The sequence below is a fragment of the Escherichia sp. E4702 genome (genome assembly GCF_963883545.1).
In the GTDB taxonomy this organism is placed as follows: domain Bacteria; phylum Pseudomonadota; class Gammaproteobacteria; order Enterobacterales; family Enterobacteriaceae; genus Escherichia.
The window spans coordinates 12,772-34,687 of record NZ_CAWORF010000028.1; the positions used below are offsets into that span (position 1 = coordinate 12,772).

At 48.6% G+C, this 21,916-nt stretch carries 13 protein-coding genes and 3 pseudogenes; 9 read left to right on the top strand and 7 right to left on the bottom strand.

Translation table 11 applies throughout. The features are described from left to right. Nucleotides 1–23 precede the first annotated feature (23 nt). On the bottom strand, nt 24–1,688 hold the full coding sequence (gene tsr / locus AACU94_RS17705) for a methyl-accepting chemotaxis protein (protein ID WP_135489921.1): 1,665 nt from the start codon (nt 1,686–1,688) through the stop codon (nt 24–26). Between the two features lie 181 nt (nt 1,689–1,869). Between tsr and AACU94_RS17710 the strand changes: the two genes are divergently transcribed. Then, nucleotides 1,870–2,733, top strand: coding sequence for a MurR/RpiR family transcriptional regulator (locus AACU94_RS17710; protein ID WP_064530245.1), 864 nt, complete (start codon nt 1,870–1,872; stop codon nt 2,731–2,733). Nucleotides 2,734–2,742: 9 nt separating this feature from the next. On the opposite strand, the gene AACU94_RS17715 is transcribed toward AACU94_RS17710, so the two are convergent. From AACU94_RS17715 to AACU94_RS17725, 3 genes are all read right to left on the bottom strand, one after another. After that, the gene (locus AACU94_RS17715; RefSeq protein ID WP_135489923.1) at nt 2,743–4,212 is read right to left on the bottom strand and encodes a sodium:solute symporter family protein; all 1,470 of its coding nucleotides are present in this window, start codon (nt 4,210–4,212) and stop codon (nt 2,743–2,745) included. Nucleotides 4,213–4,314: 102 nt separating this feature from the next. Beyond that, the gene (locus AACU94_RS17720) at nt 4,315–4,704 is read right to left on the bottom strand and encodes a RidA family protein (RefSeq protein WP_000023754.1); all 390 of its coding nucleotides are present in this window, start codon (nt 4,702–4,704) and stop codon (nt 4,315–4,317) included. 9 nt (nt 4,705–4,713) lie between these two features. Next, the gene (locus tag AACU94_RS17725) at nt 4,714–6,156 is read right to left on the bottom strand and encodes an N-acyl-D-amino-acid deacylase family protein (protein ID WP_135489925.1); all 1,443 of its coding nucleotides are present in this window, start codon (nt 6,154–6,156) and stop codon (nt 4,714–4,716) included. Between the two features lie 200 nt (nt 6,157–6,356). Between AACU94_RS17725 and AACU94_RS17730 the strand changes: the two genes are divergently transcribed. The 4 genes and pseudogenes from AACU94_RS17730 (at nt 6,357) to yjiA (ending at nt 11,419) form a co-directional block, all read left to right on the top strand. Beyond that, a complete protein-coding gene (locus AACU94_RS17730; RefSeq protein WP_135489927.1) occupies nt 6,357–7,577 on the top strand; it encodes an amino acid deaminase in 1,221 nt (406 codons plus the stop codon). 391 nt (nt 7,578–7,968) lie between these two features. Next, nucleotides 7,969–10,118 (top strand): annotated as a pseudogene (gene btsT, locus AACU94_RS17735) (pyruvate/proton symporter BtsT). 130 nt (nt 10,119–10,248) lie between these two features. Then, nucleotides 10,249–10,452, top strand: coding sequence for a YbdD/YjiX family protein (locus AACU94_RS17740; RefSeq protein ID WP_000467859.1), 204 nt, complete (start codon nt 10,249–10,251; stop codon nt 10,450–10,452). A 10-nt stretch (nt 10,453–10,462) separates the two neighbouring features. Then, nucleotides 10,463–11,419: a GTPase gene (gene yjiA, locus AACU94_RS17745; protein ID WP_135489929.1), complete on the top strand. Its 957-nt coding sequence runs from the start codon at nt 10,463–10,465 to the stop codon at nt 11,417–11,419. Between the two features lie 68 nt (nt 11,420–11,487). Here the strand turns inward: yjiA and AACU94_RS24790 are convergent. After that, nucleotides 11,488–13,141 (bottom strand): annotated as a pseudogene (locus AACU94_RS24790) (DUF262 domain-containing protein). Between the two features lie 277 nt (nt 13,142–13,418). Between AACU94_RS24790 and hsdR the strand changes: the two are divergent. From hsdR to symE, 4 genes are all read left to right on the top strand, one after another. Beyond that, nucleotides 13,419–15,851, top strand: a complete 2,433-nt coding sequence (gene hsdR, locus AACU94_RS17760; RefSeq protein ID WP_135489931.1) for an EcoAI/FtnUII family type I restriction enzme subunit R — start codon at nt 13,419–13,421, stop codon at nt 15,849–15,851. Nucleotides 15,852–15,917: 66 nt separating this feature from the next. Continuing rightward, nucleotides 15,918–17,387, top strand: coding sequence for a type I restriction-modification system subunit M (locus AACU94_RS17765; protein WP_001387312.1), 1,470 nt, complete (start codon nt 15,918–15,920; stop codon nt 17,385–17,387). Continuing rightward, nucleotides 17,387–19,141 (top strand): restriction endonuclease subunit S, encoded by a 1,755-nt coding sequence (locus AACU94_RS17770; protein WP_135489933.1) that lies wholly within the window; start codon nt 17,387–17,389, stop codon nt 19,139–19,141. Before AACU94_RS17765 ends, AACU94_RS17770 begins: the two co-directional genes overlap by 1 nt. Before the next feature lie 219 nt (nt 19,142–19,360). Next, nucleotides 19,361–19,702 (top strand): endoribonuclease SymE, encoded by a 342-nt coding sequence (gene symE, locus AACU94_RS17775; protein WP_135489934.1) that lies wholly within the window; start codon nt 19,361–19,363, stop codon nt 19,700–19,702. 46 nt (nt 19,703–19,748) lie between these two features. On the opposite strand, the gene AACU94_RS17780 is transcribed toward symE, so the two are convergent. Next, nucleotides 19,749–20,912 (bottom strand): GmrSD restriction endonuclease domain-containing protein, encoded by a 1,164-nt coding sequence (locus AACU94_RS17780; protein ID WP_135489935.1) that lies wholly within the window; start codon nt 20,910–20,912, stop codon nt 19,749–19,751. Between the two features lie 276 nt (nt 20,913–21,188). Continuing rightward, nucleotides 21,189–21,842, bottom strand: a pseudogene (locus AACU94_RS17785) (DUF262 domain-containing protein); the annotation flags it as partial. Between the last annotated feature and the right edge of the window lie 74 nt (nt 21,843–21,916).

Below are 21,916 nucleotides of genomic sequence, written 5' to 3' on the forward strand. Positions count from 1 at the left end.
TTATCGGGCATTTTTCATGGCGATTAAAACGTTTCCCAGTTATCCCCGCTATCAGCGACGACAATTTTGCGCGACACAACCGGCAACGCTGCGTTTACCACTGGCAAAGCTTCATACTGACGCTGTTGCGTTTGCTGTATACGGAACACCGCTACGGCTTCGGTCAGACGGCTGGCCTGCTCTTCCAGCGCGGCGGCAGCGGCAGCAGACTCTTCCACTAACGCGGCGTTCTGTTGCGTTACCCTATCCATTTCGACAACCGCTAAACCAACCTGATCAATGCCACGGCTTTGCTCATCAGAGGCTGAAGCGATTTCTCCCATAATGTCAGTAACGCGTGTTACGGCGCTGACAATCTCTGTCATGGTTTCCCCGGCACTTTCGACCTGCGTAGATCCGACATCCACTTTACTTACGGAGTCTTCAATCAAGCTTTTAATTTCACGGGCCGCCTGGGCGCTACGCTGCGCCAGGTTACGCACTTCCCCCGCAACTACCGCAAAACCACGCCCTTGCTCGCCCGCGCGCGCCGCTTCAACCGCCGCGTTCAAAGCCAGAATATTGGTCTGGAAGGCAATACCATCGATAACGCTGATAATATCGGCAATCTTCTGCGAACTGGTGGAGATATCGCGCATCGTCTGTACCACGTTATCCACTACCTTGCCACCACGTTGCGCGGTTTCAGAAGCACTTAACGCCAGATGACTGGCCTGACGCGCGTTCTCGGCGTTCTGTTTCACCGTTGCAGTCAGTTGCTCCATGCTGGCCGCCGTCTCTTCCAGTGAAGCCGCTTGCTGCTCAGTACGTGATGAGAGATCGTTATTACCCGTGGCAATTTCGCTGACACCGCTATAAATGGCATTCGCACCGTTACGTACATCTCCGACAGTACGCATCAGTTCACTTTGCATATGGCGCAAACTCTGAGCCAGTTGTCCTACTTCGTTAGAACCAACCACCTCAATGGGTTTTACCAAATCCCCGCCAGCAATATGACAGATGCTTTCGATCAGGCGATTCATTGGTGCTACCAGCGAGGCTTTAATACCAAACCAGACGGCCACAATGACGGCTAACACGACGATCAACACGCCCACCAGCACCCACATCGCCTGGTTGTAGGAAGCATTATTATCGCTGACGGCAATATCGTAGAGACGATCGTTTTGCTCCATATAAGCCATATACAGCTTCTCGAAACCGTCCTGATATCCCTGAGTCGGCTGCTCAAAGAACTCATTGATTTTGCCTGCGCCTAACAGCTGGATCAGCTCCGCCAGCGCATTGTGGTAAATATCGTAATTACGTTTGATGTCCGCCGCTGCGGCTGTGCTCTGACGCGGGTCACGCGGCAATGCTTCGTAGTCCGCCCAGTTTTTTTCCGCTTGCTTCAGCGAAATACTGGCACTCTGCATCAGCTCGGCGACGGTTGAACCGCTGCCAATATTGTTCTGATCCATCATGTAGCGGATACCCGCGCGGTTGAGAGTGTTACGTGTCTGCAACAACGCGACCCAGCTGCCATTCAGCGTGGATTGCTGCTGACGAATGGTTTGTAAAACGGAGAAATTTTCTTTGTCATTTTTTAAGGCATTAAAGAACAAACCGCCTGATGTCAGTTGTAAAAGGCCAAAAACGGCCAAAACCAGCAATAAGCTGGTCACGATCTTAATACGTTTAAACATGGTTTCTCTTCCCTCCAGACCTGATACTCAGGTTGTCGGCCTGGTGGTAGAAAACTTTATGATCTGGAGCGGTGTTGAGCGTTTTTTTGTCGCTGCGTACTTACATTTTTTATGAGGGTCACACTCTGGAGCAATTTTTATGGTACAAAGTACCAGTTTTTACTGAATCAGTGATACTCCCATGGCTTATAGCATCGATATCATCTCCTGCATTACCGAGCGGTTTATGGCGTTAACCGCCACTGAAAAGCGTATCGCACAATTTATTCTTGATGACGTCTCCGCAGCCGTGGAACTGCCAATTGCCGAGCTGGCGCGGTTAACACAAACCAGCCAGGCGTCGGTGACGCGTTTTGCCCGTGCATTGGGTTGCAAAGATGTCCGCGAACTGAAAGTCAAACTGGCGCAGTCACTGGCTATCGGGCAGCGGTTTATTCTCGATGTACCGGATCTTGACGGCGTTCAGGGGATCTACGAATCAATTATCAGCGTGCTGGAAACGCATCGTCGCTCACTGGATATGAACGCCATCAGTCAGGCGGTCAGTTGGTTAAGTCAGGCGCGGCAAATTCTTGCATTGGGAACGGGCGGCGGTTCTACCATCTGCTCGCAGGAGATCCAGTACCGTCTGTTCCGCCTGGGATTGCCAGTGGTCAGTCAGAACGATTCACTCATGATGAGAATGATGTGCTCAGCCGTGATGCCGCAGGATGTGGTGATAGTTCTTTCACTCGGCGGCTATACGCCAGAAATCATCGAAAGCGCCGCTATCGCTCGTCAGTACGGCGCGCGAGTTATCGCCATTACGCCTGCACAAACACCACTGGCAGAACAGGTGGATCTGGTATTACCGTTGCTGGTTCAGGAAAGTGATTACATTTTTAAGCCCACGCCTTCCCGTTACGCCATGCTCGCGATGATCGATGTGCTGGCAACAGAGCTGGCTATGGCAAATAAAGCGCAGGCGAAAGATCGCCTGCGGCGGATAAAACTGGCATTAGACAGCCACCGGGGTGGCGCTAACCGCCAGCCACTTGGCGATTAGCACTATTGGTTATGCCTCTTCAGGTTTGGTGATCACGACATTCTGGTTTTCACGCTCATTGGTGATAATAGCCAGAGCTTCTTCCCGGCTGATCTCGCTTGCTGGCGTTACCAGCGTCACCAGTACGCCAGCGACCAGGCTTCCCAGCACTGACGGAATACACGGGTTACCCCAGTAAGCCAGCCAGTCGGCATTCATCAGCACCACAATTGACATCACCATACCGCTCACTAACGCTGCCAACGCGCCCTGCCAGTTAAAGCGTAGCCAGAAGCGACCGAGAATCGAGCAGATAAACAGCCCGGACATCAGCATCGAAATCATTTTGGTAATGTAGCTGATGATATCGTTAGAGGTCAGAGCAAAGACCAATGCGAGGCCAATAACAAAGGTCAGCATCCAGCGTGAGTAAGTGATTGCCTTGTTCTCCGGCGGCATTCTGCCGGTAATCATGGTGTAGACATCGCGCATCATAATCGCCACCGCTGCGATGGCATCGGAGCTGGCAGAAGACATGGTGGCAGAAAGCCCGGCAATCAGTACCACCAGGCCAAGCAATGGCGGCAGAAAACTAGTAGCGAACAAGAAGGCATAGTTACTGTTTTCCAGATTCGGGTTCATGGTGAACGCCGCCATGCCGATAATGGCAGGCAGAATCGAGAAGAACAGATACAACACGCCAGTAATAACAAACGAACGGCGTACAGAGGGAACATCTTTACCCGAGTAAATACGCTGGCGATAAGACGGTGTGGCCAGTACACCAACGCCAATAACCAGCGCCAGCGAAAGCGCAGGCAGCACGCCCATTTTATCAATCGCAAACAGGCTCATCGCTTTTGGGTCCATCGCCTGTTCAATCGCACTCCAGCCGCCAACGTGAACAACGGCAAGAATAGCCATCAATATAAAGCCAAAGAACAAAATTAAGGCCTGAATGGTGTCTGTCCACACTACCGCCGAATAACCGCCGATAATAACGTATATCGCAAAAGCTAAGGCGATAATTAATTTTGCTACAGTAAGATCAATACCTGTTGCCCAGGCAAGATACATACTGCCACCTAATATATGCGCCCCCAGCCAGCCAATAGAGGCAATAAATATCATCAGACCGACAATATTTTTAATTAAATGACTCCCGCCAGTATAATAAGAGAGTTCTTCACTCATGGTCATAAAACGTAATTTACGTACCGGTGCAAACAGCCACGCCACCAGCAATATACCTACGGCCCCGCCGACGCCATAAAGCATTCCGGCCCAGCCATTGCTGTAGCCAAAGCCCACTGCGCCCATACTGGAACCCGTGCCAACCATCGTGGCAACGGTTGAGCCCAGCGTCAGAAACAGCGGCAGCGAACGCCCGCCCAGCAGAAAATCTTCTCCGCTTTTCTGATTACGAGAAACAAACCAACCAAGCCAAATCATGGCGATGGCATAAATAATAAAGCCGACTAAAAAGATATGACTGTTCATAATTCACATCCTGCCAGTAGAGAAAAAATAATGTAAGAGTTCCCGGAGTGCTGAATGTATTCAGCACTCAATTGCGGTCTGTTTTTTTAATTCTTAAATTTATTAGCGGGTCGCGTTATAACAGGTCACATCGACTTCGACTTTACAATCGACAACCAGATCAGCCACACAACAAATACGTGCAGGCGGATTCTCGCCAAAAAATTCTCTGAATACTTTATTAAATGACTGGAAATAGCGGGCGTCGGTCAGGATCACTTTCACGTGAACCACATCCGCCAGGCTATAACCGGCTTCAGTCATGATGTCGACACAGTTTTGGATCGCCAGTCGTGACTGTTCAACGATACCGCCTTCTACCACTTCACCATTTTTCATGGGTGTTTGCCCGGAGACGTACAGCCAGCCGCCCGCCTCAACCGCCCTGGCAAACGGCAAATGCTGCCCACCAGTGCCTGTTCCACCTTCCGTACCGTAACGTTTAATGCTCATATTCACTCCTTAATGTGAGGTCTGGCGGCGCAGGAAACGGCCCGCACGGCCTGTAATATGTTTATCGCGACCATAGCTCATAACACCGTTCACCATCACCGCCTCAATGCCATCTGCCGGGCGTTTGGGATCAGAAAAACTGGCAACATCACGAATGGTTTGCGGATCGAACAACACCAGGTCCGCAAAATAGCCGACTTTCACCAGTCCACGCTCGGGTAGACAAAAACGGCTGGCAGAAAGCCCGGTCATTTTGTGGATAGCCGTGGTCAACGGGAATAAGCCTTCATCACGACAATAGTGACCCAGCACGCGAGGGAAAGCGCCCCATAAACGCGGATGCGGCATGGGATCATTGGGCAGACCGTCAGAGCCAATCATACTGACCGGATAACTCAACACTCGGCGGACGTCGCGCTCGTCCATGTTGTAATAGATAGCCCCGGCAGGCATTAGCAGCTTTGCAGCCTCCAGCATACTCATCTGCCAGTCGATGGCGATTTGTGCCAGTGTTTTCCCGGCCTGCTGCGGATGTGTTTGTGACCAGGTGATCACAATATCGAATTCGTCGGTGACTTGTTTGAGATCCAGCGTTGAAGAGCTGGCCGAGTAAGGGTAGACATCGCAGCCAATTTCCTGGTGTTGACGCATTTTGTCAAAAAAAGCCAACGTTTCTTTTGTCCGCCCCCAGTTTTTCGCCCCGGCACATTTATGGTGGGAAATAACGACAGGCACTTTGCCATGACGCCCAATACGAAACGCCTCATCCAGCGCATCCAGAATCGGTTCGAATTCAGAACGCAGATGAGTGGTATAAACCCCCTTCTCACCTGCCAGTTCTTCCGCCAGTGCCATCACCTCTTCGGTAGTCGCCTGAAATGCCGTGGCATAGGCCAGTCCGGAACTTAACCCCAGCGCCCCCTGACTCAACGCCAGACGTAAGTCGGCACGCATAGCGGCAATTTCATCTGCCGTCGCCGGGCGAAACAGGTCGTCCATATGATTATTACGCAGCGCCGTATGACCAATCAGTGTGCCAACGTTCAGTGACGGTCTGGCTGCTTCCACTGCCTGGGCATAGCTTTCAACGGTGGGATAAATAAAGTGCTCCGCTTCCCCCAACAGATTCATCGGGTCAGGGACTTCGCCTTTCATTTTCGCCGACGCTGCACTGATCCCGCAGTTGCCGACAATCACCGTGGTGATCCCCTGGCTGATTTTTGGCAGATATTCCGGGATACGAATAACGTTGATATCGTCATGGGTATGAACGTCGATAAACCCTGGTGCCAGCACCCGTCCTTCACCGTCAATAACCTGCTGCGCCGTAACGTTAAGCGCAGGGGCAATATCGACAATCCGATCGCCTGTTATTGCCACGTCACCGCGAAATTCAGGGCCGCCGCTGCCGTCGATAACCGTCACATTTTTGAATAACCAGTCAACCTGCATGTTCGTCACTCCATTTCTGCAATGGTGATAAGTTAACCATTTACAAGGATGAAAAACAGTGGAAAACTACGCAAAACCCAGATGATTTTCTGATACTTTTATTCATAAATCATAAGATAAATAAACTAAATGTTTATATTTCATTTAGTTACAAATGATACTCGCATCCGATACGGTGAAAAACTCAAAAGGTAAATGTTATGAAATACCACTCAGAACCTCTGGTTCCCCATAAATCTGCTCTGATGCAAATGCCCGCAAATATCCTTGCCGAAGATGTTTGTTTACCTGCCGCGATCATTAAAAAGCAGGCGCTGGAGAACAACATTGCGTGGATGCAGCGCTATGCTGACGCGCGCGGCGTTTCGCTGGCACCGCACGGTAAAACCACCATGACGCCGTGGATTTTTCAGGCGCAGCAGGCGGCTGGTGCCTGGGCAATAGGTGTCGGTAGCGCATGGCAGGCTGGTGCGGCAATGGCGAGCGGTATTCAGCGAGTGCTGATGGTTAATCAGTTGGTCGGCAAGGCGAATATGCAGTTGATTGCCCAGTTGCAATGGCATTACCCGACGGTCGATTTTATCTGCTGTATCGACAGCATTGAGAACGCCCGCGCTTTGTCTGCCTTTTTTGCCAGCCAGCAACAGACGCTGAACGTGATGATTGAACTGGGTGTTCCCGGCGGGCGCTGTGGCTGCCGCTCAACGGATGCCGCACTGGCACTGGCTAAGCAGGCGGCCCAATTACCAGGATTACGTCTGCGGGGGCTTGAGTTATATGAAGGTGTTTTACACGGTGACGATCCACAACCGCAGGTAGAAGCGCTGCTGCGGGATGCCGCACAACTGGCTTGTGATATGGCGAGTCTGGTTGATGGCGAGTTTATTCTCACCGGAGCAGGCACGGTCTGGTATGACGTGGTGTGCAATATCTGGCTGGCGGCAGAAAAACCGACTAACTGCCGAATCGTCATTCGCCCAGGCTGCTACATCACCCATGACGCAGGGATCTACGACACCGCGCAACAGCAATTGATCGCCCGCGATCCTGTGGCTTGCGATCTGGCAGGCGATCTCACATCTGCACTGGAACTGGTCGCCATGGTGCAATCGGTGCCAGAGGCCGATCGTGCGGTGGTTAATTTTGGTAAGCGTGATTGCGCCTTCGACGCCGGACTGCCGCAACCAGTCGCCCACTATCGCAACGGCAAGCCACTGGCGTTTAATCCTGAAGCTATTCGCAGTGTCGGCATTATGGATCAGCACTGTATGTTGCAACTGTCAGCTAATAGCGACGTGCAGGTGGGGGATATTCTGGTGTTTGGCACTTCCCATCCGTGCCTGACCTTCGACAAATGGAAAACGTTGTTATTGACTGATGACGGCTACAACGTACTGGCAGAATTAGACACTCTCTTCTAATAACTCCCCCTTCGGTTAATTATCGAAGGGGCATTTTTATTGTGATGTCAATCACATATTCACCTAATGAATAATTCTTGCCCAACCGCTCACCGCCATTCCTGACCGCTTACATCCCTAAAATAACCACTCAGTTATTTACCTTACTTTACGCGCGCGTAACTCTGGCAACATCACTGCAGGATAGCGGTCAATTTACCTCCTCAAACGCAACGCAAACCTAGAACGGCTTCGGCCTATGATTAACAAATTACTCTATGGATTTTGGTTTGCAGGAAGGCAGCAAGTGAGTGAATCCCCGGGAGCTTACAACAGTAAGTGACAGAGGTGAACGAACGCAGCTGCCGCACCTGTAAGCCAAAAGACGACGAGTAAAATGCCAGGTTTTACTATGGATACGAAAAAACTATTCAAGCACATACCCTGGGTGATTCTCGGAATCATCGGTGCATTCTGCCTCGCGGTAGTTGCATTACGTCGGGGGGAGCACGTCAGCGCCCTGTGGATCGTGGTCGCCTCTGTGTCGGTGTATCTGGTGGCGTATCGCTACTACAGTCTGTATATCGCCCAGAAGGTGATGAAACTCGACCCCACGCGCGCGACGCCTGCGGTTATTAACAATGACGGTCTGAACTACGTTCCGACCAACCGTTACGTGTTGTTTGGTCACCACTTCGCCGCTATCGCCGGTGCTGGTCCGCTGGTTGGTCCGGTTCTCGCCGCGCAGATGGGCTACCTGCCTGGCACGCTGTGGCTGCTGGCGGGGGTAGTGCTGGCCGGTGCGGTACAGGACTTTATGGTGCTGTTTATCTCCTCTCGCCGTAACGGCGCATCTCTCGGTGAGATGATCAAAGAAGAGATGGGACCAGTACCGGGGACTATCGCGCTGTTTGGCTGTTTCTTAATCATGATCATCATCCTTGCCGTCCTGGCGCTGATTGTGGTTAAAGCCCTGGCCGAAAGTCCGTGGGGTGTCTTCACCGTTTGCTCAACCGTACCGATTGCACTGTTTATGGGTATCTACATGCGCTTTATCCGTCCGGGGCGTGTGGGTGAAGTCTCTGTCATTGGTATCGTGCTGCTGGTTGCCTCTATCTACTTCGGTGGCGTGATTGCTCACGATCCGTACTGGGGTCCGGCACTGACCTTTAAAGACACCACCATTACCTTCGCGCTGATTGGCTATGCGTTTGTTTCCGCACTGCTGCCGGTGTGGCTGATCCTCGCACCGCGCGACTATCTGGCAACCTTCCTGAAAATCGGTGTTATCGTCGGCCTGGCGCTGGGTATCGTGGTGCTGAACCCGGAACTGAAAATGCCTGCGATGACTCAGTACATTGACGGTACTGGCCCACTGTGGAAAGGCGCTCTGTTCCCGTTCCTGTTCATCACCATCGCCTGTGGTGCGGTATCCGGCTTCCACGCGCTGATCTCTTCCGGTACGACGCCGAAACTGCTGGCTAACGAAACCGACGCGCGTTTCATTGGCTACGGCGCAATGCTGATGGAGTCCTTCGTGGCGATTATGGCGCTGGTTGCTGCGTCCATCATCGAACCGGGTCTTTACTTCGCGATGAATACCCCGCCTGCGGGCCTTGGCATCACCATGCCTAACCTGCATGAAATGGGTGGCGAGAACGCGCCGATCATCATGGCGCAGCTGAAAGACGTTACCGCACACGCGGCGGCGACCGTCAGCTCCTGGGGCTTCGTGATTTCGCCAGAGCAGATCCTGCAAACCGCGAAAGACATTGGTGAGCCTTCTGTCCTGAACCGTGCAGGTGGTGCGCCGACGCTGGCGGTAGGTATCGCTCACGTGTTCCACAAAGTGCTGCCGATGGCTGACATGGGCTTCTGGTATCACTTCGGTATTCTGTTCGAAGCACTGTTCATCCTGACCGCGCTGGATGCCGGTACCCGTTCTGGCCGCTTTATGCTGCAAGATCTGTTGGGTAACTTCATCCCGTTCCTGAAAAAACCGACTCTCTGGTTGCCGGTATCATCGGTACTGCGGGCTGTGTGGGTCTGTGGGGCTACCTGCTGTATCAGGGCGTGGTCGATCCGCTGGGCGGCGTTAAGAGCCTGTGGCCGCTGTTCGGTATCTCCAACCAGATGCTGGCAGCCGTAGCGCTGGTACTGGGTACCGTTGTGCTGATTAAGATGAAGCGCACCCAATACATCTGGGTAACAGTTGTTCCGGCTGTATGGCTGCTTATCTGCACCACCTGGGCGCTGGGTCTGAAACTGTTCAGCACCAACCCGCAGATGGAAGGCTTCTTCTACATGGCGAGCCAGTACAAAGAGAAGATTGCTAACGGTACTGACCTGACGGCGCAGCAGATTGCCAACATGAACCACATCGTTGTGAACAACTACACCAACGCGGGCCTGAGTATTCTGTTCCTGATTGTGGTGTACAGCATCATCTTCTACGGTTTCAAAACCTGGCTTGCGGTGCGTAACAGCGACAAACGTACTGACAAAGAAACACCGTACGTTCCAATCCCGGAAGGCGGCGTGAAGATCTCTTCGCACCACTAACCGGTTGCCGGATGCGCTGCGCGTATCCGGCCTACAAAGTGTCTATCGTAGGCCGGATAAGGCGTTTACGCCGCATCCGGCAAATCCCCAGCCCGGACCTTCCGGGCTTTACGCATATCTGGAAGGCAAAATGTTTGGTAACTTAGGACAGGCAAAAAAATATCTCGGCCAGGCGGCGAAGATGTTGATTGGCATTCCAGACTACGACAACTACGTCGAGCATATGAAGACCAACCATCCCGACAAGCCGTACATGAGCTATGAAGAATTCTTCCGCGAACGCCAGAACGCGCGCTACGGCGGCGATGGTAAAGGTGGTATGCGCTGTTGTTAATGGAGAGAGCATGAACCCGATTGCAGTTACCCTACTCACCGGTTTTTTAGGCGCGGGCAAAACCACCCTGCTGCGCCATATTCTTAACGAACAACACGGCTACAAGATTGCCGTGATTGAAAACGAATTCGGCGAAGTCTCCGTTGATGATCAACTGATTGGTGACCGCGCCACGCAGATCAAAACGCTGACCAACGGCTGCATCTGCTGTTCGCGCTCCAACGAGCTGGAAGACGCACTACTCGACCTGCTGGATAATCTCGACAAGGGCAATATTCAGTTCGATCGTCTGGTCATTGAATGCACCGGCATGGCCGATCCTGGCCCGATTATTCAGACCTTTTTCTCCCATGAGATTTTATGCCAGCGCTACCTGCTGGACGGCGTGATTGCGCTGGTGGATGCGGTACATGCCGACGAGCAGATGAACCAGTTCACCATCGCCCAGTCCCAGGTTGGCTACGCCGACCGTATTCTGCTGACTAAAACCGACGTCGCAGGCGAAGCAGAAAAACTGCGTGAACGTCTGGCACGCATCAATGCCCGTGCACCGGTCTACACCGTCACCCACGGCAACATCGACCTGGGCCTGCTGTTCAACACCAACGGTTTTATGCTGGAAGAGAACGTCGTCAGCACCAAACCGCGTTTCCACTTTATCGCGGATAAACAAAACGATATTTCGTCTATTGTGGTGGAACTGGATTACCCGGTAGATATCAGCGAAGTTTCCCGCGTGATGGAAAACCTGCTGCTGGAATCGGCAGATAAACTGCTGCGTTACAAAGGAATGCTGTGGATTGACGGCGAACCTAATCGCCTGCTGTTCCAGGGCGTCCAGCGCCTCTACAGCGCCGACTGGGACCGCCCGTGGGGCGAAGAAAAACCGCATAGCACGATGGTGTTTATCGGGATTCATCTGCCGGAGGATGAGATTCGGGCGGCGTTTGCGGGGTTGAGGAAGTAAGTTCAAGAAAGATAAACTTTTCGAGAGTTCCACCGCAACATTATTACGAGTGGAACTCTTTAGATATGTCAGACCAACCAAAGCTTCTTCAATTGCGTTTTCATTTTTTCATGTCTCATTTTCAGTTCAGCCAATCCCCATTCTGAAGAATTACAAACATCTTTTGTTAAATCAAAAGAGCTTTTACTATTAAGTTTCTCATAAATAGATTTCTTTTTGATAAAATCATAGTGTTGTGCTTCAGAATTTTTGGAACCACTTATGAGTGTTAAATTACCTATTTTATGCAGCCAGTAGACATGCTCTTGAGGTTGGAATCTATTAATCCAGTATTCATTAACTAATGCTTGAGGAAGAATATGCTCAATTGTGATTCTCCCCGTATAGGTTTTAATCACGCTCTCATCTTGTTGCTCCATATCTAAGCGAAGCAAAATTGCTTTTATTAAGTTCACTTGATTCGGACGAGGCTCATATAAATCTTCATCCAGAGCAGCTATAAAACCTGAATTATCTGCATGTTGGTTTATCTGATTTATCACAGAATCAAAAGGCATATCATTATTTATTGCTACCAGAGCTGAATAACAAACCATTTCTCTTTGGCTTTTAATTTGTTTTTTTAACCACCCATGCATATATACCTTCTCAAAGGCGGTAATAAATTGAGAAAAATCATCTAAATTAAAATCTTCTGTACGAGCCATTCGATTCATGAATGCCATAACCGGAGGAATCCACTCATCTACCCCTAAATTACTTAGCGATGCTATTTTTCGTCGTATTGAAGGGTGTTCAAAATCATTCTCTAAAATCTTAGTATAATTTTTTGCAGAATTAACCAACATCAGTGACATAGCAATAGCATCTCCATCAAATTGCTGCTGGAGATTTTCAATAAAAGCTTCAAAACCTTTTTGTAACACCCTATCACGATCTTTTTTCTCGGAAAGCTTATGAAGCGTAAGAAATTTATCAAGCCGTCTCACTCCAACCATATCTTCAATTTGCGACCATGCTGATTCTATTTGCTCTGATTTTTTTATTATGCGTAGAAGCTGATTCAAACAGTGCATTTTTTAAAAGATCTGCATTACTTAAAGGTAAACCTCGACTATTTAATACATTAAAGAGTCTAAATGATGATGCGAAATCATCAGTTTGCACAAATACGATATATACATTTTGCAAAATATATTTAGCAAGCAACTTCAACTCATCAACAGATAACCGCAACAAATAATCTCTAATTGTTTCAGCGTTGCTAATGAATACTAACTCAGTATCCGATGGCTTTTCAGGTTTATAATCTTTAGAATCCTGCAGTATATAATATTTATAAAGATCATACTCTTTTTTTCTAACAATTAGTCTTGGTTCATCTGTTTCATCAGAATAAACATCAATAGGCAGAACTCTTTTTTGCAAATCATCTTTTATCCCCTGAATCGGGATGATTTTTTTTAGCTCGGAGACAATAATGCTTAACGTTGTAAGACGTTGTTGTCCATCTACAACTTCATACTGATTTTGCCCTTTATTGATACAAATCATACTCCCAATAAAATATTCATTCTCTTCTGATTGAGAGCTTTTATAAATGTCATCAATGAGTTGCTCTGCATTATCTACCGTCCAACTGTAAGGACGCTGATAAGAAGGAATAATAAACTTTTTGTTTTCAGTAAGGATATCCTGCACCTTACATTCTTTAGCTTCCATTTCATATACCCAATCAAACAATCAACAATAACATTATCTTTCTTGCTCGAAAGAAACGCAACTATAAGATTTTTATATATTTTGTTAGAGTTGATATGGTTCCTGTAACTTCTGTTTATCTGTCTCTGATATGCCCAGATTAATTCAAGCAAGATATAACAGAGATATCAATGTGATCTCTGCTACGTACTTTACGTTGAAACACCGCCCTAAGTCATAGCCATGCTATTGATTTTATGTACAATCAGAATCGTCCTGATAAAAGCGAGAACCCCCCATGGCGGAACTGAACCTAAGTAACCTGACGGAAGCAGACATCATTACCAAATGCGTTATGCCAGCCATTCTCAATGCAGGCTGGGACAACACAACGCAAATCAGACAGGAGGTCAAACTCCGGGACGGTAAAGTCATCGTACGTGGTAAAGTTGCGGCACGCAGAACGGTAAAATCTGCTGACATCGTGCTGTACCACAAGCCAGGCATTCCCTTAGCCGTGATTGAAGCAAAAGCCAACAAACATGAAATTGGCAAAGGGATGCAACAGGGCATTGAATATGCGCGCCTGCTGGACGTTCCTTTTGTTTTTGCCACCAACGGTGATGGCTTTATCTTCCGCGATGCCACCGCAGCCGAAGGTGAATGCCTTGAAAAGCAAATAACGCTGGATGACTTCCCCTCCCCCGCTGAACTCTGGCAAAAATTCTGCCTCTGGAAAGGATACACACAAGCTCAGCTTCCGGTAATTACTCAGGACTATTACGACGATGGCAGCGGTAAATCGCCACGTTATTACCAGCTTCAGGCAATCAACAAAACCATTGAAGCCGTCTCCAACGGGCAAAACCGCGTTCTGCTGGTCATGGCGACCGGAACAGGGAAAACCTATACCGCATTCCAGATCATCTGGCGCCTGTGGAAATCAAAAAATAAAAAACGCATTTTGTTCCTTGCCGATCGCAACATTCTGGTCGACCAAACCAAAAATAATGATTTCCAGCCATTTGGTACGGCAATGACCAAAGTCAGCGGACGCACCATTGATCCCGCTTATGAAATTCACCTCGCGCTCTATCAGGCTATAACTGGCCCGGAGGAAGACCAAAAAGCGTTTAAACAAGTCGCACCAGATTTCTTCGATCTGATCGTGATCGACGAATGCCATCGCGGCAGCGCATCCGAAGACAGCGCCTGGCGAGAGATCCTTGATTATTTCAGTTCCGCCACCCAAATTGGCTTAACCGCCACGCCAAAAGAGACGCATGAAGTCTCCAGCACGGATTACTTCGGCGATCCGGTTTACGTCTACTCGCTAAAAGAAGGGATCGAAGACGGCTTCCTCGCCCCTTATAAAGTTGTCCGTGTTGATATTGATGTTGATCTGCAAGGCTGGCGCCCAACCAAAGGGCAAACTGACTTAAACGGCGAAGTGATCGACGATCGTATCTATAACCAGAAAGATTTCGATCGCACGATGGTAATCGACGAACGCACAGAACTGGTTGCCAGAACCATTACCGACTACCTCAAGCGCACCAACCCGATGGATAAAACCATCGTCTTCTGTAACGACATCGATCATGCAGAACGTATGCGCCGCGCCCTGGTTAATCTCAACCCGGAGCAGGTGAAAAAGAACGACAAATACGTCATGAAAATCACCGGCGATGATGAAATTGGCAAAGCTCAGTTGGATAACTTCATCAACCCGAAAAAACCGTACCCGGTTATCGCGACCACTTCAGAGCTGATGACCACTGGTGTGGATGCTAAAACCTGCAAACTGGTAGTACTGGACCAGAACATCCAGTCGATGACCAAATTCAAGCAAATTATCGGTCGTGGTACACGCATCGACGAACGTTACGGCAAACTCTGGTTTACCATCCTCGACTTTAAAAAAGCCACCGAACTGTTTGCCGATGAGCGTTTCGATGGCATTCCCGAAAAAGTCATGGATACCACACCAGAGGATATCGCCGACCCAGAATCTGATTTTGAAGAGAAACTCGAAGAAATCAGCGAACATGACGAAGAGCAGGTAACAGGCGTTGATGAACCGCCTGCGCCACCATACCAGGTTACCGATACCGATGATGTCGGCCCACTTCCGGAAGAAGACGAGAAGAAAATCCGCAAGTTTCACGTCAACGGTGTAGCGGTGGGCGTTATTGCCCAGCGTGTTCAGTATTACGACGCCGACGGTAAACTGGTTACCGAATCCTTTAAAAATTACACCCGCAAAACACTGCTCAAAGAATATGCCTCGCTGGATGATTTTACCCGCAAGTGGCAGGATGCCGATCGCAAAGAAGCGATCATTCACGAGCTGGAGCAACAGGGGATCATCTGGGAAGTACTGGCAGAAGAAGTCGGTAAAGATCTTGACCCGTTCGACATGCTTTGCCACGTAGTGTATGGTCAGCCGCCGTTAACCCGCAAAGAGCGCGCCGAGAACGTGCGCAAGCGGAACTACTTCACAAAATACTCTGAAGCAGCGCAAGCCGTGCTCGATAATCTGCTGGATAAATACGCCGATGCGGGCGTACAGGAGATCGAAAGTATTCAGGTGCTGAAACTTAAGCCATTCGACAGCATGGGCACCTTACCGGAGATTATTAAAACCGGATTTGGCGACCGTAACGGGTATAATCAGGCGCTCAGCGAGCTGGAAAACGAAATCTACCAATTACCGCCCCGCTCTGCTTAACAACTCTCTTTTGCGCCTTCTGCAACCATCATGTTGCAGAAGGCCTTGTTTTTCATGGAATACAACATGTCTATCAGCTCAGTAATCAAATCATTACAAGATATTATGCGCAAAGATGCCGGTGTGGACGGCGATGCGCAGCGTCTCGGTCAGCTCTCCTGGCTGCTGTTTTTGAAAATCTTCGATGCCCAGGAAGAGGCGCTGGAACTGGAGCAGGATAACTATCAATATCCGATCCCACAGCGTTATTTGTGGCGCAGTTGGGCCGCCAACGCGCAGGGCATTACCGGTGATTCCCTGCTGGAGTTCGTTAATGATGATCTGTTCCCGGCGTTGAAAAACCTCACTGCGCCTATCGATAAAAACCCACGCGGCTACGTGGTAAAGCAGGCGTTCAGCGATGCCTATAACTATATGAAAAACGGTACGCTACTGCGTCAGGTGATCAACAAGCTGAACGAAATTGACTTTACCAGCGCCAGCGAACGCCATCTGTTTGGTGATATTTACGAACAGATCCTTAAAGATCTGCAATCTGCGGGCAATGCGGGCGAATTCTATACTCCACGCGCCGTCACTCGCTTTATGGTGGATCGCGTTGATCCGAAACTCGGAGAATCCATTATGGACCCGGCCTGCGGTACGGGCGGTTTTCTTGCCTGCGCGTTCGATCATGTAAAGAACAAATACGTGAAGAGCGTCGCCGATCATCAGACGCTGCAACAACAGATCCACGGTGTTGAGAAAAAACAGCTTCCGCACCTGCTGGCGACCACCAATATGCTGCTGCACGGCATTGAAGTACCAGTACAAATTCGTCACGACAACACCCTGAACAAACCGCTTTCCTCCTGGGATGAGCAACTGGATGTCATTGTTACCAACCCGCCGTTTGGTGGCACGGAAGAAGACGGTATTGAGAAGAACTTTCCGGCAGAGATGCAAACCCGCGAAACGGCGGATCTGTTCCTGCAACTGATTGTGGAAGTACTGGCGAAAAACGGTCGTGCGGCGGTGGTATTGCCGGATGGCACACTATTTGGCGAAGGCGTTAAAACCAAAATCAAAAAGCTACTTACCGAAGAGTGCAACCTGCATACCATCGTGCGTTTACCGAATGGTGTGTTTAACCCCTATACCGGCATTAAAACCAACCTGTTGTTCTTTACCAAAGGTCAGCCAACCAAAGAGATTTGGTTCTATGAACATCCGTATCCGGCGGGCGTGAAAAACTACAGCAAAACCAAGCCGATGAAGTTTGAAGAGTTTCAGGCGGAGATCGACTGGTGGGGTAACGAGGCCGATGGTTTTGCCAGCCGCGTCGAGAATGAGCAGGCGTGGAAAGTCAGCATTGATGACGTGATTGCGCGTAACTTCAATCTGGATATTAAAAACCCACATCAGGCGGAAACCGTCAGCCATGATCCGGACGAGCTGTTAGCGCAGTATGCAAAACAGCAGGCGGAGATCCAGACGCTGCGTAATCAACTGCGCGATATTCTTGGCGCTGCGCTGTCTGGCAAGGAGGTTAACTAATGAGTGTGGAAAAGCTGATCGTTGATCATATGGAAACCTGGACCTCGGCGTTGCAAACCCGTTCCACCGCCGGGCGCGGCAGTTCCGGTAAAATTGATTTATATGGCATTAAGAAATTACGTGAGCTGATTCTGGAACTGGCTGTGCGCGGTAAACTGGTGCCGCAGGATCCGAACGATGAACCGGCGTCGGAGCTGCTGAAGCGTATTGCGGCGGAAAAAGCAGAGCTGGTGAAACAGGGGAAAATTAAAAAGCAAAAACCACTGCCAGAAATTAGCGAGGAAGAGAAGCCGTTTGAATTGCCGGAGGGATGGGAGTGGGTGCGATTGGGTACTTTATTCAACTCTATCCTCAGCGGAGGTACACCTAGCAAGATTAACTCTGCATTTTGGGGAGGAGATATTCCTTGGGCAAGTGTAAAAGATCTTGGCTCATCACAATATATATCTAAAACTCAAGATTATATTACAGAAGTTGGACTTTCTTCAGGTAGCAGGTTAGCCGATGAAGGAGATATTTTAATTTGCACACGAATGGGCTTAGGTAAAATCGCTATTACTTTATGTCCAATGGCCTTTAATCAAGATTTAAAATCAGTAAAGCTTACGAAAAGTTTAATTCCAGAATATTTCTTTAATGCCTATAGAACTGTAAAGATAAATGGCACAGGTACAACAGTTGAGGGTATTAAACAAGAACAATTAGTGAATTACATAATTGGTCTTCCTCCCCTCAAAGAACAGAAAGCAATTGTGACTAAAATAAAAAAACTAATGTCCCTTTGTGACCAACTGGAACAGCAATCCCTAACCAGTCTGGACGCACATCAGCAACTGGTTGAAACACTGTTGGGAACGCTTACAGGCAGCCAAAACGCAGAGGAACTGGCTGAAAACTGGGCGCGTATTAGCGAGCATTTCGACACACTATTTACCACCGAAGCCAGCGTGGATGCGTTAAAACAGACCATTCTGCAACTGGCCGTAATGGGTAAACTTGTGCCGCAGGATCCGAATGACGAACCAGCCTCTGAACTGCTCAAACGTATTGCGCAGGAAAAAGCTCAACTGGTGAAAGAAGGGAAAATAAAAAAACAAAAACCGTTGCCCCCGATTAGCGATGAGGAAAAACCGTTTGAACTGCCGGAAGGGTGGGAGTGGTGTCGTTTAGGTGATTTAGCTCTAAAGTCCGAGGCAGGCTGGAGTCCACAATGTGAGAATGAACCAAGATCTGGAAATCAATGGGGCGTACTGAAAATTAGTGCTGTAACTTGGGGAGAATATCGACCACAAGAAAATAAAGCATTACCCGCACATTTATTACCAAGGCAAGAATATGAAGTTAAAGAAAATGATTTTTTAATTTCCAGAGCAAACACTTCAGAGCTAGTTGCTCGATCTGTTGTTGTACCTGAAAATCCACCAATAAATCTAATGCTTAGTGATAAGATCATTAGATTTGAATTTTCCTCATTTGCAAACCCTTATTATATTAACTTAGTTAATAATTCAGTGTTTTCGCGAAAATATTATAAGGACGTAGCGGGAGGAACAAGTTCATCTATGAAAAATGTATCCAGAAATCAAGTTTCAGAGTTAGTTATTGCATTGCCTTGCTATAAAGAGCAATTAAAAATCACTGAAACATTAAAACAATACATGAAAATATGTGAAGAGCTTAGTTCTCAAATCCAATCCGCCCAGCAAACCCAAGTGCACCTTGCAGACGTACTGACTGACGCGGCGATAAACTAATTTCCTCGCCCTCAAAAACCAATAAAGCGGCTAAATGGCCGCTTTATTCACATCACCAAAAATTATATTTCACGCTAATTTTCATCTTATTTTCATTAATTTTTAGCTGGACTTTCCCTGTATTTACTGATGATATATCCAGGTATTTAGCGCGGTGCGGATGTGCGCCAACACACCCGCACCGCTAATCACAATCACTATTATCGGAGAATAGCAGTTATGACTGACACGCATTCTATTGCACAACCGTTCGAAGCAGAAGTCTCCCCGGCAAATAACCGTCAATTAACCGTGAGTTATGCGAGCCGCTACCCGGATTACAGCCGTATTCCCGCCATCACCCTGAAAGGTCAGTGGCTGGAAGCCGCCGGTTTTGCCACCGGCGCGGCGGTAGATGTCAAAGTAATGGAAGGCTGTATTGTCCTCACCGCCCAACCACCTGCCGCCGCCGAGAGCGAACTGATGCAGTCGCTGCGCCAGGTGTGCAAGCTGTCGGCGCGTAAACAAAGGCAGGTGCAGGAGTTTATTGGGGTGATTGCGGGTAAACAGAAAGTCGCCTGATACCTTGACCCGGTAGCGCCAGTACTACCGGGCATTTTTCGCCGCGTTATACCAACGCGCTTTCCATCTGTTTTTCAAATGCCTGACGAATTAATCCCATAATGTAAGGAAGTTGTGCGAGGTCACTGAAACCAATTTCCACATCACCATTGCCCCATCGCCCAACATTTGTCACATCTTTGGCAATACCTTTCGGATCGACCAGTTCATGAAACTGCATATTAAGCGACAACCGCAGTCGGCTTTTTTGCGGCACAACATCAACAAAATTCGTTTCAGCTTTAAACGCAATATACAGTTTTAAGACTTCCTGCGTGATCCCTTCGTCCAGGCGCATAACTTCATCGCGAAGATGATCGAATAACACCCGACTATGCGAACCATCAGCAAGAAAAGGATAATCATTCAGGCTGTAACTGGTTTTGTTCTCCGGTTGCCCCCGATAAACAGCTAAAACCTCTTCAGGAAGAGAAGGCGCTTGCCAGACCTGAACCGCGAGATCGGCCAGACGATCGGCACGGGCGCGAATGGCGGCTTCATCCCATTTTTCGCACTGTCCAAGACCGATATTCAAATAAAGCGGGCTATGTTTAAAGCCGTCTTCAATATCGCGTTTTTCCGCGAAAGGTCTGTCACTGTAGCGGGAGTTATAGCGCGTTAATGTGAGATTCCCCAACGTATGCAACAGTTCTTTATGCACACGCTGCCAGTCACTTCCCAGCTCTTCACGCCATTTAGCCGACAGATTTTCGTTCTGCGGCATAATGTGCTCAATCGTAAACTCTTCCACGCGCTCTCTGCGTTTATCGTTTTCCAGTCGTCGTAACCAGTAGCTGCGGCTGCGGAAGTTATAGAGATCGCGAACTTTTAATTCCCGTTTAAATTCATCATCGTTGGGGAAACGACGATATGAAGGCAGATTCAGAAAATGTACCTGAATACTTTCCAGATAATTTTCTTTATTAATGACCTTATAAAAAGTAGCAAACGTCTTATTAAGAGAATTTGTCGGAATCGCACATACTGCACGGCGGAAAACATAAGATTCAATTAAACGAATTATGCTCAGGAAATCTTCGTGAGACAAAACGCCATTTTTATAGTCATGATAAAGCGCCAGTAAGAAAGGATACGCCACATCGACTTTTAACTCGCGCAAATCCAGAAAAGCCGTAGCAAGCGATTTGTCACTTTCTTTTCCCAATGCCATTGCGCAGTAATACTCCGCGTAGATGTGAATATCTTCAACCAGCCGATCTACGCCTTTTTCAGCAACACGCTGGCTACGGGCATGGAGTTTAAATGCCTCATAGACTTCATCTGTCCGAGGGATCTCCCCCGTTTTTACCGTCAGATAATGACGCATAAAACTGTCAAAATATTCGCTGTAACCTTGCTGACCAAAGGCGACTTCCATTGGACGCCAGTGATCTTCATACAACCGGGTTTGATGCTCTGGTTCGAGGCCCATCAGAATAAAATTACGCACCAGATCGGCCTGACTTAACGCCTTACCGGTGGAGTTCATACTTTCAAAAATCAGTTGCGGATTATCCTGACCACGATTAAGCGCCACATCGACAATTAATAACTTTGCTAACCCACGACATAAGGGGATCAAGTCATCACCGAGTTTGGCAATTTGCTCATCAAAGAAAGTAAAGTTTTCCATTATTCGATGGGAATAGTTTTCCGGCATTGGTCTTTGTTTTATTAACGCCAGCAAACTGTCTTTATCAGTCTCGGTCAGCAGTAATTTAAATCCTTTCTCGCCGGACTCATAAGGATTGAGTAAATAATAATTACGCAATTTCATTGCCGAAAAGCCATCAAAAACTTCGTCTTCGCCAAGATGGCGCGATAAAGCCTCAATCAGCAACATTGCGGTCGTCAGCCGTTGTTGACCATCAATGACCAGCAACGGAGAAATACCAGAAACCTGATACAACCCCTGCTCTATATAAACAACCGAACCGATAAAATGCGCTGATATATCGTCACGCTTTCCGGCACGAATGATGTCGTCCCAAAGTTGCCGACATTGTTGTTCCGTCCATGAATAAGTGCGTTGATAAATGGGAATAACAAACTGCTGCGAACGTTTTAAAAAATCGAGTAAGCGGGCTTCTGTTGCTTTCATTCTGACGTCTTTCCGTGAAGCGATGATTTCGCAATAATAACCACTTCCTTGTGGAGGTTATAGAGAAATCCTGT

Bases quoted from the DNA above. Each gene is read 5' to 3' on its own strand.
- tsr (WP_135489921.1), bottom strand. From the start codon at position 1,688: ATGTTTAAACGTATTAAGATCGTGACCAGCTTATTGCTGGTTTTGGCC.
- AACU94_RS17710 (WP_064530245.1), top strand. From the start codon at position 1,870: ATGGCTTATAGCATCGATATCATCTCCTGCATTACCGAGCGGTTTATG.
- AACU94_RS17715 (WP_135489923.1), bottom strand. From the start codon at position 4,212: ATGAACAGTCATATCTTTTTAGTCGGCTTTATTATTTATGCCATCGCC.
- AACU94_RS17720 (WP_000023754.1), bottom strand. From the start codon at position 4,704: ATGAGCATTAAACGTTACGGTACGGAAGGTGGAACAGGCACTGGTGGG.
- AACU94_RS17725 (WP_135489925.1), bottom strand. From the start codon at position 6,156: ATGCAGGTTGACTGGTTATTCAAAAATGTGACGGTTATCGACGGCAGC.
- AACU94_RS17730 (WP_135489927.1), top strand. From the start codon at position 6,357: ATGAAATACCACTCAGAACCTCTGGTTCCCCATAAATCTGCTCTGATG.
- AACU94_RS17740 (WP_000467859.1), top strand. From the start codon at position 10,249: ATGTTTGGTAACTTAGGACAGGCAAAAAAATATCTCGGCCAGGCGGCG.
- yjiA (WP_135489929.1), top strand. From the start codon at position 10,463: ATGAACCCGATTGCAGTTACCCTACTCACCGGTTTTTTAGGCGCGGGC.
- hsdR (WP_135489931.1), top strand. From the start codon at position 13,419: ATGGCGGAACTGAACCTAAGTAACCTGACGGAAGCAGACATCATTACC.
- AACU94_RS17765 (WP_001387312.1), top strand. From the start codon at position 15,918: ATGTCTATCAGCTCAGTAATCAAATCATTACAAGATATTATGCGCAAA.
- AACU94_RS17770 (WP_135489933.1), top strand. From the start codon at position 17,387: ATGAGTGTGGAAAAGCTGATCGTTGATCATATGGAAACCTGGACCTCG.
- symE (WP_135489934.1), top strand. From the start codon at position 19,361: ATGACTGACACGCATTCTATTGCACAACCGTTCGAAGCAGAAGTCTCC.
- AACU94_RS17780 (WP_135489935.1), bottom strand. From the start codon at position 20,912: ATGGCATTGGGAAAAGAAAGTGACAAATCGCTTGCTACGGCTTTTCTG.